The 15233-nt window shown below is 62.4% G+C and carries 15 protein-coding genes; 3 read left to right on the forward strand and 12 right to left on the reverse strand.

Annotated features, from left to right (window positions below):
* Positions 1-39: 39 nt before the first annotated feature.
* From BDD18_RS21415 to BDD18_RS21450, 8 genes are all read right to left on the reverse strand, one after another.
* Positions 40-360: a 2Fe-2S iron-sulfur cluster-binding protein gene (locus tag BDD18_RS21415; RefSeq protein WP_060987152.1), complete on the reverse strand. Its 321-nt coding sequence runs from the start codon at positions 358-360 to the stop codon at positions 40-42.
* A gap of 27 nt (positions 361-387) precedes the next feature.
* Positions 388-1512: an acyl-CoA dehydrogenase family protein gene (locus BDD18_RS21420; protein ID WP_063460921.1), complete on the reverse strand. Its 1125-nt coding sequence runs from the start codon at positions 1510-1512 to the stop codon at positions 388-390.
* Positions 1513-1541: 29 nt separating this feature from the next.
* A complete protein-coding gene (locus BDD18_RS21425; RefSeq protein ID WP_060987151.1) occupies positions 1542-2357 on the reverse strand; it encodes a crotonase/enoyl-CoA hydratase family protein in 816 nt (271 codons plus the stop codon).
* Between the two features lie 11 nt (positions 2358-2368).
* Positions 2369-3466: an acyl-CoA dehydrogenase family protein gene (locus tag BDD18_RS21430; protein WP_063460650.1), complete on the reverse strand. Its 1098-nt coding sequence runs from the start codon at positions 3464-3466 to the stop codon at positions 2369-2371.
* Positions 3467-3476: 10 nt separating this feature from the next.
* Complete coding sequence (locus BDD18_RS21435) at positions 3477-4646, reverse strand: acyl-CoA dehydrogenase family protein (protein WP_060986061.1); 1170 nt, start codon at positions 4644-4646, stop codon at positions 3477-3479.
* A 39-nt stretch (positions 4647-4685) separates the two neighbouring features.
* Positions 4686-5993, reverse strand: a complete 1308-nt coding sequence (locus BDD18_RS21440) for an amidohydrolase family protein (RefSeq protein WP_060986060.1) — start codon at positions 5991-5993, stop codon at positions 4686-4688.
* 365 nt (positions 5994-6358) lie between these two features.
* Positions 6359-8158, reverse strand: a complete 1800-nt coding sequence (locus BDD18_RS21445) for a putative bifunctional diguanylate cyclase/phosphodiesterase (RefSeq protein WP_142085808.1) — start codon at positions 8156-8158, stop codon at positions 6359-6361.
* 147 nt (positions 8159-8305) lie between these two features.
* The gene (locus BDD18_RS21450) at positions 8306-9277 is read right to left on the reverse strand and encodes a Bug family tripartite tricarboxylate transporter substrate binding protein (RefSeq protein ID WP_142085810.1); all 972 of its coding nucleotides are present in this window, start codon (positions 9275-9277) and stop codon (positions 8306-8308) included.
* 160 nt (positions 9278-9437) lie between these two features.
* On the opposite strand from BDD18_RS21450, the gene BDD18_RS21455 reads away from it, so the two are divergent.
* Entirely contained in the window at positions 9438-9884 is a 447-nt protein-coding gene (locus tag BDD18_RS21455; RefSeq protein WP_142085812.1) for a hypothetical protein, read from the forward strand.
* A 129-nt stretch (positions 9885-10013) separates the two neighbouring features.
* On the opposite strand, the gene BDD18_RS21460 is transcribed toward BDD18_RS21455, so the two are convergent.
* Positions 10014-10850, reverse strand: a complete 837-nt coding sequence (locus BDD18_RS21460; protein WP_082836396.1) for an IclR family transcriptional regulator — start codon at positions 10848-10850, stop codon at positions 10014-10016.
* Between the two features lie 332 nt (positions 10851-11182).
* On the opposite strand from BDD18_RS21460, the gene BDD18_RS21465 reads away from it, so the two are divergent.
* Entirely contained in the window at positions 11183-11410 is a 228-nt protein-coding gene (locus BDD18_RS21465; RefSeq protein WP_060985465.1) for a ferredoxin, read from the forward strand.
* A gap of 118 nt (positions 11411-11528) precedes the next feature.
* On the forward strand, positions 11529-12476 hold the full coding sequence (locus BDD18_RS21470; protein ID WP_142085814.1) for a VOC family protein: 948 nt from the start codon (positions 11529-11531) through the stop codon (positions 12474-12476).
* Between the two features lie 53 nt (positions 12477-12529).
* On the opposite strand, the gene BDD18_RS21475 is transcribed toward BDD18_RS21470, so the two are convergent.
* The 3 genes from BDD18_RS21475 to BDD18_RS21485 form a co-directional block, all read right to left on the reverse strand.
* Positions 12530-13267, reverse strand: coding sequence for an SDR family oxidoreductase (locus BDD18_RS21475; protein ID WP_063460647.1), 738 nt, complete (start codon positions 13265-13267; stop codon positions 12530-12532).
* Positions 13268-13278: 11 nt separating this feature from the next.
* Entirely contained in the window at positions 13279-14133 is an 855-nt protein-coding gene (locus BDD18_RS21480; protein ID WP_063460646.1) for an SDR family oxidoreductase, read from the reverse strand.
* 66 nt (positions 14134-14199) lie between these two features.
* Positions 14200-15144 (reverse strand): LysR family transcriptional regulator, encoded by a 945-nt coding sequence (locus tag BDD18_RS21485; protein ID WP_063460645.1) that lies wholly within the window; start codon positions 15142-15144, stop codon positions 14200-14202.
* Between the last annotated feature and the right edge of the window lie 89 nt (positions 15145-15233).

The raw sequence follows: 15233 nt of genomic DNA on the forward strand, positions 1-15233 counted from the left end.
TGGGGGGCGCTCCGCACCGGGCTCCCCCGTGCCCGCCCGCTACTGCGCCGCGGGCAAGCGCACCACCATACCATCCAGGGCCGCCGTGACCATGATCTGGCACGACAGCCGACTGTGGGGCTGACGGGGCTCGCCTGTGCAGTCCAGCATGGCATCTTCGGTGTCGTCGATAGAGCTGAGCTGCTCGGCCCAGGGTTGCTCGACGTATACGTGGCAGGTCGCGCATTGGCAGGCGCCGCCGCAGTCGGCGTTCATGCCTGGAAGCCCATTGGCGAGCGCGGCTTGCATGACGCTGGTGCCTTCGGCCACGTCCAGCTCGGTACGTTTGCCATCGGGTGTGACATAGATGATTTGCGGCATGGGGTCTCCTTAAAATTGAATCGGTAATCAGAGCGATCGGCTGATGATTTCTTTCATGATTTCACTGGTTCCGCCGTAAATGCGCGCCACTCGGGCATCGACCCAGGCGCGGCTGATCATGTACTCGCTCATGAAGCCGTAGCCCCCGTGCAGTTGCAGCAGTTCGTCCAGGATCTTGCCCTGCATTTCGGAGCCCATGAGCTTGCACATGGCACCGACTTCCGCGCTGAGTTCTCCACGCATCGCCTTGGCCAGGCAGTCGTCGACGAACACGCGCAGCATGGTGGCCTGGGCCTTGCATTCGGCGAGCTTGAATTTGGTGTTCTGGAAGTCGAACACTGTCTTGCCGAACACCTTGCGGTCGCGGGTGTACTGGATCGTCTGTTCGATGAGCGAGTCGATCGATGCGGCCGCGCGGATGCCGATGATGGTGCGTTCCCAGGCCAGTTGGTGGGTCAGGTACTTGAAGCCCTGGCCTTCTTCGCCGAGCCGGTTTGCCATCGGAACCGAGACGTTGTCGAAGAAGAGCTCCGACGTGTCCTGGCCCTTGAGTCCGATTTTTTCGAGCCTGCGGCCCTTGGAAAAACCAGGTTGGTCGGTTTCGACGCAGATTAGCGTCAGCTCCTTGGCTGCCGGATCCAGCTTGGTGGCCGTCACGGCCAGATCCGCGTTGCCCCCGTTGGTGATGAAGGTCTTCTGGCCGTTGATGGTATAGATGTCTTCGCCGCGCACGGCGGTGGTGCGCATGCTGCGCAGGTCGCTGCCTATACCGGGCTCGCTCATTGCGATCACGCCAATCGTCTCGCCGCTCACCATCTTGGGCAGCCACCGCTGTTTCTGCTCTTCCGTGCCGTAGGCCACGATATAGGGCGCGACGATTTCCGAGTGTGTGGTGAATCCGACCGCGGTGGCGTTGACCCGCGCAAGTTCTTCGATCATCACGGCCGAATGGCCGAAATCGCCGCCCGCGCCGCCGTACGCTTCAGGGACGGTGGAGCACAGCAGGCCGGCTTCGCCAGCCTTGAGCCAGACGCTCTTGGGCACGATACCCTCGGCCTCCCAGGCGTGCAGGTGGGGCACGATCTCACGTTCAATGAAGCGGCGGGCCTGTTCGCGGAACTGCTCGTGGTCTTCTCGGAATACGGGGCGCATGGAAATGTCCTGGTTCTGGGGGCTCGCCATCAGCGTCCGGTGAACTGCGCGGGGCGCTTGTCCAGAAAGGCGTTGACGGCTTCGAGGTGGTCTTCGGTGTGGTGGGACAACGCTTGGTAAGCCGATGAGAGCTCCAGCAGCGTGTCAAGGCGCACATGCTGGCCTTCGCGCAGCAGGCGCTTGGTTAACCGAAGCGCATGCGACGGGTTGAGGGCGATGCGCTGGGCGAGCGCCTGTGCCTGGCCCAGCAACTGGTCGGCGGGAAAAACGTCGGCAACCAGGCCCCAGGACAGCGCCTTGGCGGCATCGATGGTGTCGCCGGTGAAGGCCAGGAGGCTGGCCTTGGGCATGCCGATCACGCGCGGCAGCAGCCAGGCGCCACCGTCCCCGGGCACGATGCCGACCTTGACGAAGCTCTCCGCGAACAGGGCCTTGTCACTCGCAATCCGGATGTCGCACATGCAGGCCAGATCCAGGCCCGCGCCAATCGCAGGACCATTCACCGCTGCGATCACCGGCACGTCGAGCTCGTAGAGCGCGAGGGGAATGCGCTGGATGGTGTCGCGGTAACTGTCGCGCACCTCGTAGGGGCTGCCCGCGAAAATGCCGCCGCGCTGCTGCATGTCCTTCACATTGCCGCCAGCGCAGAAAGCACTGCCTTCGCCGGTCAGCACCAGGGCCTTGATGCTGTGGTCTGCACGAATCTGGCGGCACAGGGCCACCAGTTCATCCATGTGCGCGGGATCGGTCAGGGCGTTGCGCGTCTCGGGACGGTTCAACCGGGCGGTCAGCACGGGGCCGTCGCGTTCGATCAGCAAGAAGGGGGTAGGGCTTTGTTCGCTCATGGGGTGGGAATTCATGTGGAGGACAGGGCTGCCAGGCGGCCACTGGTTACGGCAGGCCACAGCGAGGCAGAGCCGCCTTGGGCGACGGCCCTTCCCAGCCGCTGTGTCCAGTGCCCCTGGTTGCCGAACTCGCTGCGCCAGGCCCAGAGCCGGCGGGTGCCCAACTGCAGCGCATGCTCGTGCGTAAAGCCGATGGCGCCGTGCACTGCATGGGCCATGGCGGCCACCGCACCGGCGGCTTCTGCGCCGCAGACCTTGGCCGCGGCAATCTGCCAGGCCGCCAGTTGGCTGCCCGATTCCGCGAAGGCGGCCTCGGCGCTGACGAGCGCGCTGCCCGTGTGCTGAGCCATCTGCGCCAACTGGTGCTGAATGGCCTGAAATGCGCTGATGGGCTTGCCGAATTGAACCCGCTCGGTGGCGTAGCGGGTGCTCAGATCCAGCGTGGTTTCGAGGGCTCCGGCCATCTGGGCCGTGCGCAGCATGGCCCCTCCCCACCAGATCACATCGTCGGGCCAATCGGCGGGGACATCCGCGATCGCGATGGGCGTGGTGTTCTTGAAGCTGAGGTCGTCCCGCGGCTCGCCGGCGGTGTTCTGCTTGGTGCTCACTTCCGCGTCGCGGCGCGACAGCAGGATCAACGTCGTTCGTTCGCCGGGGACGAGAGCGACGACGTGCTCCACATCGCGCCCCCAGGGTACGTCGCACAGCGTGCCTGTGACGAGGGTTTCCGCAGGCGCAACCCAGGGTGCGTCGAAGAAAGCTCCTTTTGCGGCATGGTTGAGCGACAGCGTGCTGCGCATGGAGATGCCCAGCGGTTCATTGCGGGCCTCGATCCCGCACTGGCCCAGCAACCAGTTCGCGAACATGGTCTCGGGCAGGGGCAGGGGCAGATTGTGGCGTCCTGCAGCCTTCACGACCCCGTACAGGTCTTCCCAGGAGGCGCCAGCGCCGCCCAGGTGTTCCGGCGCGGCGGCCACAGCGAACCCGGATGATTCGAGGGCTGCCCACAGGTCGGCCGGCCAGTGGCCCGCCTCGCAGTGGCGGATCAGTTCCGGGGTGACGAGATCGGCCAGCAGCCGCTCGATGGTGGATTCAAACAATTCACGCATGCTTGTGTTCTCAACGCAGCCCGAGACCGCGGGCGATGATGCCGCGCAGGATTTCGCGTGTGCCACCACGCAGCGAGAAAGAAGGTGCCATCTGCATCAAGGCCGCCAGCACTTGCGCATGGTCACTGCCCCCGCCGACGGCGGGCGCCACATCGAGCACCTGTTGGGCGAGTTCAGGGATCTCCTGCTCAAACGCAGCACCCAGATCCTTCAGGCAGGAGGCCGCCCAGGCGGGGTTGCCTCCTGCGGCCAACTCGGCCGTGACCGCCAGCGACATCTGGCGCAGCACGACAAGGCGCGCGCTCAGGCGACCCACGGCATGGGCCTGCAGGGCATCCGGTTGTGCTCCGACGGCGTCGATCAGCGTGTGCAGCAGCGCCATGCTGCTCAGGAAACGCTCTGGCCCGCTGCGCTCGAAGGCGAGTTCCGCGGTGACTTGTTCCCAGCCCTGGCCTTCGGTGCCGATCAAGGCATCGGCATCCAGGCGGACGTCGTCGAGGTAGACCTCGTTGAAGTGTTCACCGCCCGCCAGGTCACGGATCGGGCGCACCGTGACGCCGGCGGCCTTCAGGTCAATGATGAACTGCGACATGCCTTCATGGCGCGCAGCCTTCTCGCCCGTAGCAGCACCCGTGCGCACCAGGGCGATCATGTATTGCGCGTGGTGGGCATTGGTGGTCCAGACCTTCTGGCCGCTCAGCCGCCAGCTGCCATCGCCCGCCGCTTCATCACGCACCGCGCGGCTGCGGATCGAAGCGAGGTCCGAGCCCGAGTTGGGCTCGCTCATGCCGATGCAGAAATAGACCTCGCCCTTGCAGATCCCAGGCAAGTACTTCTGGCGCTGGGCTTCCGTGCCATAGCGCAGGATCAGGGGGCCGCTCTGGCGGTCGGCGATCCAGTGGGCGGAGACGGGGGCCCCGGCCGCCAGCAGCTCTTCGATCACGACATAGCGCGCCCAAGGGCTGGCGTCGTGGCCGCCATACTGGTGTGGCAAGGTCATGCCAAGCCAGCCGCGGCACCCCAATTCCCGGCTGAAGGCCGGGTCGGCGCCCATCCACGAGTCCGCGCGGCGCAGGGCGCTCCGATCCTTGAGTGCGGTGGCGAGAAAGCGCCTCACCTCGGCCCGGAGCGGCTCGACGTCTGCGGGGATGCGGTGGTATTGGAAAGATGCAAGCGCCATAGGGTACGGCCGGTTTCCTGGGTTGATGCCGATGGCGGGTTACAAGGCGGTCTGGGCGTCGGCGGCGGCAAACATCTTGTTGATGTCGCCCGAGGTGACCGGACGCTCCGGGTCACGGAGCGGAGCCGCGCCACCCATGCCGCAGGCCGGCTCGATGCTCACGTGCTTGGCCTGCGCCTTCAGCGCGCCGACGGTGCAGTTTTCGCGGCCCAGGATGGCGAAGGGGTCGTAGGAGAACTCGCGCATCGCATTCAGGTGCGTGATCTTGTTGATGACCTCGTCGCTCAGGTGCTGAGATTGCTTCCAGAACACGTTGGCGGATTCCGGCCATGTGCAGTCGGAGTGCGGGTAGTCGCATTCCCAGGTGACCTTGTCGACATTGATGAAGTCCAGATTGCGCAGGCCGAACTCGTCCTCGATGAAGCAGGTGATGATGTGCTCGTTGAAGACGTCGCTGGGCTTCTTGCCGCCAAAGTTGGAGTTGGTCCAGGCGTTGTGGTGGTTGTGGGTGAAGTTGGCGCGTTCCAGCAGGTAGGGGATCCAGCCGATGCCGCCTTCGGACAGGGCCATACGCAGCTTGGGGAATTTCTTCCACATGGGGGCCCAGATCCAGTCGGCGGCGGAGTTGGAGATGGAGATGGGCATTGACGTGATCCAGGCATCGATCGGCGACTCGTCGGATGCATGGGCCGCTTTGACGCCGGTGCCGATGTGGCAGCAGATCACCACGTCGTTGTCCGCGCATGCCTTCCACAGGGGATCCCAGTAGCTGTTGTGGATGGACGGGTACCCATGCACGGTAGGGTTGTCGGAGAACGTGAGGGCATGCACACCCTGCTTGGCCAGGCGCTGGACTTCCGCCGCCGCCGCCTGCATGTCGAACCAAGGAGCCATCATCAAGGGAATGAAGCGGCCCGGTGCAGCGTTGCACCAATCGTGCAGATGCCAGTCGTTGTAGGCCTGGATGGCTGCGAGCGAGACACCGCGGTCTTCGTAGCTCTGAAACCGCTGTCCCGCAAAACCCGGGAAGGTCGGGAAGCAGATCGAACCCAGAACGCCATTGGCATTCATGTCATCGACACGGGCCTTGATGTCCCAAGTGCCGCGGCGCATCTGTTCGTAGCCCAGCGGCTCCATGCCGTATTCCTCTTTGGGGCGGCCGACCACCGAGTTCAGGCCCATGTAGCCCGTGGCTTTTTCCTCGAACACCCAGACGTCGCGACCTTTGTGGTTCTCGACGCGGGGCTCGCGCCCCTTGTACTTCGCGGGCATATGGCGGGCGAATGCATTGGGTGGCTCGATGGCGTGATCGTCAACGCTGACGAGGATGAGATCTTCCAGTTTCATCTTGTCTCCAGAGGGTGAGGCGATGGGGCTTGGCTCGGGGTGGCCGAACCAACGGCATAGGGTGGGATGCTAGATCAAATACTGTACAGATTCAAGAATAATGTTCATATTTGGCAAGGAGTACATGCGATTCTAGGGAATACCACTAGCCGAACCGGCTAGGTGGGCGCCTCCCTGGAACATTTCGGCGCCATGCGGATGAGGGGCCTGGAGTCCGGCAATCCAGTGCACATCTGAGCCGAGGTAATTTCGGCTTGCGCCCTAGATCAAAGTGATTTTTTGCTATTAATTTGGAAGCTGTATGCGCTTGCCACGCTTTGTTTTCTTGGGGTTGGTGCCGCAATTGCACGCCTTTTCCGGAGGCGTTATGGCAGCCATCCAGGCTGGCTGCGCAGGAACTGTCCGAGTTCACCTGACGGCAGCGGGCGGCTGAAGTGGTAGCCCTGGGCTTCGTCGCAGCCCTCCTCGCGCAGGAACTCCAGTTGCGCTTCGGTTTCCACGCCCTCGGCTGTGGTCTGCATGCCCAGGGCCTGGGCCATGCGGATGATGGCGCTGACGATGGCACGATCGTTGTTGTTCCGATCCAGATCCTGGACGAAGGACTGGTCGATCTTGAGCTTGTAGATCTGGAAGCGCTTGAGCTGGCTCAGGGAAGAGTAGCCAGTGCCGAAATCGTCCATCGACAGGCGCACACCGCGGGCTCGCAGCTTGTCCATCGTGGCAGCGGCTTGGTGCGGATCATTGATGGCCACGCCCTCGGTCAGCTCCAGTTCCAGCGAATCGGGAGGGATTCCGGTGTCCTGCAGTATGGAGTTGATGATTTCAGGCAGTTGCGGCTGGCGGAACTGAATGGCAGAGAGGTTCACGGCCACCTTCAAATCGCGCAGTCCGTCCTGGCGCCACGTCTGCAATTGCCGCATGGCAGTGCGCAGCACCCATTCGCCGATCTGCAGGATTTGGCCGCTGTCCTCGGCGATGGGGATGAATTCGGCCGGCGAGACGCGGCCCAGTTCGGGATGGTCCCAGCGCAGCAAGGCTTCCACGCTGTGGACGCGGCCGGTGCGTAGCGTGACTTGGGGCTGGTAGTGCAGCGAGAGTTGGTTGCGATCCAGTGCGCGGCGCAGCGCGTTTTCCACTTGCAGCGCGCGCCGCGACTGGGCCTGCATCTGCGGCGTGAAGAAGCGGTAGGTGTCGCGGCCGGCCCGCTTGGCGTGGTACATGGCCGTGTCGGCGGCCTGGGTCAGGGAGTCAATGTCATGGCCGTCATCGGGATACAGCGCGATCCCGATGGAGGGGGCGATCATGAGCTCGTGGTGGTCGATCCGATACGTCAGGCGCGATGCCTTCTGCAGTTTGGCGGCGATGCGCTCGGCGCCCTGGGCATTGGCGTTGGGTAGGAGCAGCACGAACTCGTCGCCGCCGATGCGTGCCACGGTGTCACACTGGTTCACGACTGTGCGCAGCCTTCGAGCAAACTCAATCAGCAGCGTATCGCCGACGCGGTGGTTCAGCGAGTCGTTGACGTGCTTGAAATGGTCGAGATCGAGAAACATCACTGCCAGTTGCCTGCCGCTGGCTCGGGCCAATTCAATGGCTCGCTCGGTGTGCTCGGCCAGCAGTGTTCGGTTAGGCAGGCCCGTGAGCGCGTCGTAGTGCGCCATCCAGTAAATGCGCTCCTGGTCGAGCTTGCGGTCGGTGATTTCGCGGTGCAGGTTCTCCACGGTGGCCCTGAGCCCCCGCTGAGGCCGCTGCTTGAACTGCTCGTGCGCTTCATTCAGGGCCTGTTGCGCGAGCAGGTTCTCCCCCATGTCACTGACGATCCAGATTGAGCCCTCGTGCAGGTTGTCGGCGTTAATGAGGCGGCCCGTAAGCTCTCCCCAAAACAGGCTGCCGTCCTTGCGCCTTAGGCGACGCTGTGTGCGATAGGCATGGCCCGCGCTGAGCGTGGTGTAGGCCTCGCGCCCAAGGCTGCGCAAGTCGCCTCGGCTGGGATGCAGTTGCTCGCTGCCCACGCCGACCAGCGCGTGCTCGTCTGGGTATCCGAAAATGTCCGCGCATCGCCGGTTGCAGCGGACAATGACACGTTGGCGGATGAAGACGATGCCGACGCCCGCAGTGTCCAGCGCGTGCTGTTCCCGCAGGTTGCACTCGACGGAGGCGGCCATTGCTGACGGATAGTCCAGGGTATCCCTGCGGGTTGGGTCCCGCCAGGTTATTTCACCGTGCTCTGGGCCGGAGCCTGGAAACCAACCAGTGGTAAAAGGCTGACAAGAGGTGTGCATCTGATGGTGCTCTTCATGAGATCCAGCCGCTTACTCGGCTTGGATGCCTGCGGCCCTAATGATCTTTCCCCATAGATCACGTTCTTTTGTTTGGTATTTCCCAAGCTGGCCCAGGGGCTGGATGAACGCTAACGTGCCCGATGCCTTCATGGCTGCTTGCACTGCCGGCGTCTCATTGGCTTGAACCAGCAAGCGGTACATCTTTTGAACGATCGGCTCGGGAGTCATGGCTGGCAGATAGGCTGCCAGCCAGAAACCTATGTCCATGCCATCGATTCCGCTTTCACGGAAGGTTGGCAGGTCGGGTGCGAATGGGCTGCGGACTTCATCGGTCACGGCCAGTGCTTTGATTTTTCCGGAACTGACGTAAGTCCAGGCCGAAAAGTCGGTGAACATGAAGTCGATTTCTCCACTGATCAGATCCGGCATCATCGAGTTGCCGCTGCGATAGGCTGCCCCTACCACTTTCACTGCGGCGGTCTGCTGCAGTACCTCGGCGGGCAAGCGGCTGGTGATGCTCGTGTAGCCGAAAGTGAACCGGCCTGGATTGCTCTTGATCTGCTGGAGGAACTCCTTGGCAGATGCCGCCCTGACCTTGTCCGGATTGACATACAGGTACATCGGGCCCTTGGAGAGTGTCGTCAAAGGGACAAAGCCGTTGACTGGGTCGTAGGGCAGGTTCTTGATCACGTGGGGGTTGCCGGTGAATGCCACGTTCCCCGAGATCAGAAGGTTGTATCCATCGGGTTTCGCCGAACCGATCAATTGCGCCGCAATGCCGGAACTGCCGCCAGGGCGGTTTTCGACCACAACAGGCACTCCTGCAGCTTTGGACATCTCGCTTGCGAGGGCTCGGGTGTAGACGTCTGGGGCCGAACCCGGCGTGAAGGGAGTCACGACCTTGATGGGTTTTTCCGGGAAGCCGGCGGCCCCGGATGCATCGGCACCCGCCAAAAAGCACATGAGCATGAGCGCCGTGACCCAAGCTGGAGCCTTCTTCATAGTTTGTATAAAGAATTAAATTCTGTATCTAGAATTTTTTGATTCTGATCGGCCCGCGCTGCTTTGGGTATTGGGGTTCACCCTGGCTGGCCATTCCTTTCTGTTGTCCTGATTGGCTTGGGCTGTACTTACAGGTCCCGACGGACCGCAGGCGATGCGCATGAATGCGCGCCTGGGGCGGGTAGTGCTGGTGACGGAGAGGTCCTTGATCAAGGGCGGGAGCGGCCCAGTGGAGTGGGGCAGGCGGTCGTCGCGTCCCAGGCTGCTGGATTGGGTTGGGATCGGTGTTTTCCCTGGTTTTGAGCGGAAAGAGGCGCATGGAGCGCTTTCTGTTTTGACGCAGGAAGTTGGAATTTGTACATTTATGGAAAAAGTGCCTTTGATTTCCTGTGTGCACAGCCGTCCTGCCATCAGAGGATCGAACCATGGAGACAAAATGCCTTCCTTGATCTTTACGACCGTCTCGAGCCTTGCGGTGGTTGTTGCTGTGCTGTGGCATTTCGCCGATGCCGCTGTCCACCAGCCCAGTCATGTTGGTCATCTGCATGCCCACACGCCCCCTATGGCGAGCGATTTTTGGACACTGATGTCTCACGGCTTCCGCTAGATTTCAGCGCATCACTTGGGGGGCGAGCCTTGTGGGCTCGTGCGAACGTGAGCAGCCGCCGCTAGATGCGGGATTGGGGCATGGCTGCAGTGGTGGCTGGTGTTTGAGCCTGTTTTCCAGGCCTGGGTCTCAAAAAAGCACAGATTCCAGCCGGGTGCCCAATTCCTTCAGCGACTGTCCAAGCGCCTTGATCCGTACTTCGGCATCGCTGTGCTGGCTGCGGATCATGACAGCCGAAACGGTGTAGGCAATGCTGCGCGTGGTGTCGCGCACAGGGGCGGCGATCGCAAGGACGCCGTCGGAGAAATACCCGTCGTCAACGGCCCATCCGTGGCGTTGAGCTAGGTGAACCTGTTCCAAATACTCCTCAAACGATAGCGCGCGTGCCCAGCGAATACGGGCGAATTCAGCGCGCAGATCGTTTTCAGAGAGATTCATCTGCCCAACGAAAAGCCGGCCGCTGGCCCCCATCAGGACAGGCAGGCGCTGGCCCAGCGGCATGTAGATGTGCAGATCCGTAGGGCTGGATTCGGAGCTGACGAGCACGATCCTGTCATTGCCCATCCGGCGCCAGAGCGTGACCGTGATTCCGCGCGCGATGGCAAGTTCGCGCATGAGCGGCAATGCCAACTGGACGCGCTGGCCCTGTGTCACCAACTGCTCTGCCAAGCGAGCCAGCCCAAGGCCTGCAGAGTACGTTTTGGACAGCGGATTGAAATCGACGACATCTTCCGAGACCAGGGTTCGGAGGATGTTGAAGCAGGTGCTTGGATTGATTTCCAGGTGCCTCGCTATGTCCGCTGCTCGCTCAGGAGCCCCCTTGTGCGCGAGGTATCGAAGGACTCCGATGGCATTCACCACGGGCTTCACGATGACGCCGTGGCTCGATCCTGATTTCTTGGAGTTGTCGGCCAAAGTCGGAGCTTTGCCCGGCGCGGAGCTGTCTTCGGTCACAACGGATTCCATGTTGTCCAGTGGTCAATTGAATGCAGGTCACTGCCTCGGAAGTGTTGGAACGAGGGGGCGTCACAAAACTTCCACCTGTCTGCAGCAGCGGGCATTCTAAGTGGCGAAGTGCATTCTGTATGGAGTTTTATCTATCGTACGTCTGTTCAGGGACGTCCTGTGGGGACGGGAGTACCGGGTCGGCTCGTGGGTCGTTGCGCGCAGGTGCAAAGTGTGGGGGCGCGAAGGGCGGTTTAGGGAGAACCCTGAAGTAAAAATCAACACTTTATCGAATAATGTGCATATGTCTGTACGCGCAGCAACATCGAACCCGCTGCATCGAAAGGAAAATTATGAGTACCCACGGGAAAACCCCCACACTTCGAGTGATCGTGGATCGCGGTCGTTGCTGCGGCTACGGGCTGTGTGCCCAACTCTGCCCCGAGGTGTACAAGCTGGATGAAAACGGCTTGGTATATGTCGAATCCGAGCTCATCCCTGGCGGGCTTGAGGAGGAGGCGAGGGAAGGGGCCGCGGCCTGCCCCGCGGAAGCGCTGGTCATCGAAGCGATTCAGTCGTGATTGGCCGGGGGGCAGCAGGGTCTGCCGTCGGCGGGCGCTGGCGCATCCCATGGCTGGTTGTCGCCGATGACTCGTTCTGCGGGGCATCGGTTTTTTTAGCTTACGGGAAAGCATCAACATGGACATCATAGGTATTGGATACCTCGGCTTCGAGACAACCAAGGTGGACGAATGGCGGGAGTATGGACCGCAGGTCATGGGTTTTCAGGTTGGCCAGTCTCCGGCGTCAGATCCGGACTCTCTCTACTTCCGCACGGACGATCGGCGGCACCGGTTTGCCTTCCATCCCGGCAAGATCGATCGCTTGGCCTACATCGGCTGGGAGGCCAAGGGAAAGATCGAGTTCGAGGCGGCGTTTGCCCGATTCCAGGAACACGGCGTGGAAGTCACCATGGGCGATGCGGCCCTGTGCGAGCAGCGTGGCGTCAAGGGAGTGTTCCGTTTTCGTGACCCGGTCGGCTACCAGCATGAGATGTTCCATGGTCAAAAATGGATGCCCCGTTCCTTCACGCCAGGCCGCCCTCACGGGGGCTTCGTGGCCGGCGTGCGGGGGTTGGGGCATCTGGTCGTGATCACTCCGCAATGGCCACCCGAACTGCAGGATTTCTTCGTCAAGCTGATGGGCTTCCATTACTACGGCCCAGGGGCCGGCAAGGGCCAGACGGCGTTTTACCGCTCCAAGCTCAACAGCTACACTAGCCACGATATCGCCTATGGATACGGGCCTGGGAAGATGGGTGTCCAGCATGTGGGCCTGTTTGTGAAAAGCCTGCGCGACGTCGGCGAGACCTACGACATCGTGAAGCAGCGCGGGATCCCGATGATGATGACGCTGGGACAGCACTCTCAAGATCCGCACGCTTCCTTCTACCATTTCTCGCCGGGCGGCTTTGCACTCGAGACCATCACCGAGCTCGAACCCTGGCATGACGACGGCTTCGAACTCAATCCCGAGAAGCTTAGCATCTGGGGTCATGAAGTGGTGGGCCCGATCCTCGGCCCGAGCGTACGGACGCCCGAAGAACTGCTCGAGCCCGAGTTGCTGGCCAAGTACAAACAGGGATGACGCAGCCCGCTTGCCGACTTCCGCGCTGGGCCGCCAGCACGGGAGTCGGCGTTTCAGACTGATTCCGAAGACGAGACCATCAGCATGCGCGCCACGCTAACGTGCTTTGGCTGCTCGAGCATGTAACGCACGGCGGACGCGACATCCGACGACTGTAGGGCCGGTGTCTGGTCCGCCCGGACCGGCTGGCCCGAGGCGCGCAGCCGGTCAAAGATCTCGGTTTCCGTGGTGCCGGGCGCGATGGTGCCCACACGCACGCCACTGCCTTTGAGTTCGACACGCAGCGCAGTGCTGAACACCTCGACGGCCTGCTTCAACCCGGCGTACACGCCCATGGAAGAATGGCTCAGGTATGCCCCCACGCTGGACACGTTGATGATGGCGCCCGCGCCCTGTTGCTTGAATGCGCGCGCAAACACATAGGAAGTCCGGACCACGGCATCGTAGTTGGTGCGCGTCATCTGCATCAGGCCATCGAGATCGATGGTTTCGAGTGTGCCGGTGACCAGCATGCCGGCGTTGTTGACCAGGATGTCGGCGCGGCCGTAGGTTCGGTGGGCCAACTCCAGCAGAGCCTGCGCCGTGGCGGGCTCATCGATCGCTGCGCTCAGGGGGACTGCCGGGCCGGGGAGCTGGGCGCACAGCGCATTCAAGCGCTCGGCGCGGCGCGCGGTCAGCACCAGGCTGCAGCCCGCGGCGCTGAGCTCATGGGCAATGGCTTCGCCGATACCTGACGATGCGCCGGTGACGACGGCGACCTTGCCTTGCAGGTGTCGTTTGGCCTCGTTCACGTAGCCGGGCCTCAGGCTTGGGTGTCCGGGCTGGGATAGCGCAAGGCCATGGCCGCGCCGAAGTCCCTTTTGAGGGTCGGGTAGTAGGCAATCTGTCCGCCCATGCCGCCGGCAATGTCGATGGAGGCCGCGCTGATGAAGCTGGCGTAGTCGCTTGCGAGGAACAGCGCCATGCCGGCGACGTCTTCCGGCTTGCCAAAACGCCCCAGGGGGACAACTTTGAGGACCATGGCGTCGAATTCCTCGCGCGGCGTGCCGGGCGGCATCTCACGGTAGTGGCGGTCCCACTGCCCGGTGTCGATCCAGCCCATGTTGAGGGTGTTGACCAGGATGTTGTCTTTGGGCAGCGACATGCCCAGCGATTTGGACATGGCGATGCAGCCCGCGCGGTTCACCACGGAGGGGATGCCGTCCGGGGTGATCTGGGTGCCGGCCAGCGCATTGATCTCGACGATGCGCCCCCAGCGCTGCTTTCGCATGTGCGGGACCACGGCCTGGATGAAGCGGAAATGGCCCATCTGCAACACGTTGGCGTGCTCCAGGATCTGCTCTGGCGTGAGGGTGTCGAGGTTGCCGCCGCGGCCTTGGCCCGCGTTGTTGATCAGGACGTCCACGCCGCCCCAGGCGGCTGCGATCTCATCCACGAAGGCTTTCACGCCCGCGGTGTCGGTGACGTCGACCGCGCGCGCGATCACGGCTTGCGCCGTCGTCGCCAGTTCGGCTCCCACCGCTTCGATGTCGGCCTGCGTGCGGGCGCAGACCGCAACGCGGGCCCCTTCTTTAGCAAAGGCACGGGCAATGGCCCGGCCAATTCCGCGCGAGGCGCCCGTCACGATGACGCGCTTGTGGCTCAAATCGATAAGCATGTACTGTCTCCTGGTTATGCAGAATATCTGGCAGATTGTAGGCAGAAATTAAAAAATAGTTCATATCTAGGTTCTTGCCGTTGCCTGTGCGCCGTTAGCGAATGATCGGCCCAGGAACTGCTCCAGCGCTGCTGCGCAGGGGCTCAATGCACGGCCTGCGGACCAGGCCAGGCCGACTTCCATGACCGGCAGCCGTGCGTCCATGGGAACGGCGTGGATGCGCCGCCCATCCAGGGACCATGGCCGGAACACCATGTCCGACAGGATGGTCACGCCCAGGTTGAGAGCGACCATCTCGCGCAGCGCCTCCATGGAAGACGTCTGGATAATCTTGTGGGGTGTGTGCCCCGCGTCGGCCCAGTACCGCCGGGCATTGCGGTCGCCTTCGTCCACCATGGGCAGGATGTAGGGGAGCGCCGCAAGTTCTTCGAAACTCACGCTCCCCCGGCCCGCGTATTCATGGCCCGCAGCCATCCAGAGCTGACGCCTGGACCTTTCCAGGACGCGGGTTTCCAGGCGCTCCGGCGCTTCCAGGTTGGACAGCAAAAGTGCGCCCATTTCCAGTTGGCCGCTCGCCAGGCGGACCTCGATGTCCTTACGCGGCATTTCCTCGAGCGAGAGTTCTATCCGGGGATACAGCTCGCAGAAACGCGCGAGGGCGGGCAACAGGAAGTACCCCAGGACGGTGTAGGTCGCGGCCACTTCCAGCTTCCCGTGGAGGTCGCGCCCATGTATCGGAAAGCGGGCCGCCTCGTTGGCCATGCGCAGAACGGATTCGGCGTGCTGCAGAAAGCCTTGTCCCTGCAAGGTGAGGGTGACGCCTTGGCGTCCGCGATCCAGCAAGGCCGTGCCCATGGCCTGTTCCAGGTCCGCGATCGCCAGGGTCATGGCCGACTGCGACAGGCCGATCTCTGTTGCGGCAGCCGAGATTTGCCCGCAGCGCGCCACGGCCACGAAGTAGTGCAGTTGGCGCAGCGTGAAGCGCGGCAGGGCAGGCAGACCGATTGTCATTGGAAAGGCAAATACCTGGGGTTCAAAAATTGAATTTGACTATGCCATAAATATGAACAAAATATAGATAAATGTTTAAATAAAAGGTT

It is taken from the genome of Acidovorax temperans, assembly GCF_006716905.1.
Classification (GTDB): Bacteria; Pseudomonadota; Gammaproteobacteria; order Burkholderiales; family Burkholderiaceae_C; genus Acidovorax; species Acidovorax temperans.

Bases quoted from the DNA above. Each gene is read 5' to 3' on its own strand.
- BDD18_RS21435 (WP_060986061.1), bottom strand. From the start codon at position 4,646: ATGGCGCTTGCATCTTTCCAATACCACCGCATCCCCGCAGACGTCGAG.
- BDD18_RS21450 (WP_142085810.1), bottom strand. From the start codon at position 9,277: ATGAAGAAGGCTCCAGCTTGGGTCACGGCGCTCATGCTCATGTGCTTT.
- BDD18_RS21485 (WP_063460645.1), bottom strand. From the start codon at position 15,144: ATGACAATCGGTCTGCCTGCCCTGCCGCGCTTCACGCTGCGCCAACTG.
- BDD18_RS21440 (WP_060986060.1), bottom strand. From the start codon at position 5,993: ATGAAACTGGAAGATCTCATCCTCGTCAGCGTTGACGATCACGCCATC.
- BDD18_RS21420 (WP_063460921.1), bottom strand. From the start codon at position 1,512: ATGCGCCCCGTATTCCGAGAAGACCACGAGCAGTTCCGCGAACAGGCC.
- BDD18_RS21445 (WP_142085808.1), bottom strand. From the start codon at position 8,158: ATGGCCGCCTCCGTCGAGTGCAACCTGCGGGAACAGCACGCGCTGGAC.
- BDD18_RS21455 (WP_142085812.1), top strand. From the start codon at position 9,438: ATGAATGCGCGCCTGGGGCGGGTAGTGCTGGTGACGGAGAGGTCCTTG.
- BDD18_RS21430 (WP_063460650.1), bottom strand. From the start codon at position 3,466: ATGCGTGAATTGTTTGAATCCACCATCGAGCGGCTGCTGGCCGATCTC.
- BDD18_RS21425 (WP_060987151.1), bottom strand. From the start codon at position 2,357: ATGAGCGAACAAAGCCCTACCCCCTTCTTGCTGATCGAACGCGACGGC.
- BDD18_RS21460 (WP_082836396.1), bottom strand. From the start codon at position 10,850: ATGGAATCCGTTGTGACCGAAGACAGCTCCGCGCCGGGCAAAGCTCCG.
- BDD18_RS21480 (WP_063460646.1), bottom strand. From the start codon at position 14,133: ATGCTTATCGATTTGAGCCACAAGCGCGTCATCGTGACGGGCGCCTCG.
- BDD18_RS21470 (WP_142085814.1), top strand. From the start codon at position 11,529: ATGGACATCATAGGTATTGGATACCTCGGCTTCGAGACAACCAAGGTG.
- BDD18_RS21465 (WP_060985465.1), top strand. From the start codon at position 11,183: ATGAGTACCCACGGGAAAACCCCCACACTTCGAGTGATCGTGGATCGC.
- BDD18_RS21415 (WP_060987152.1), bottom strand. From the start codon at position 360: ATGCCGCAAATCATCTATGTCACACCCGATGGCAAACGTACCGAGCTG.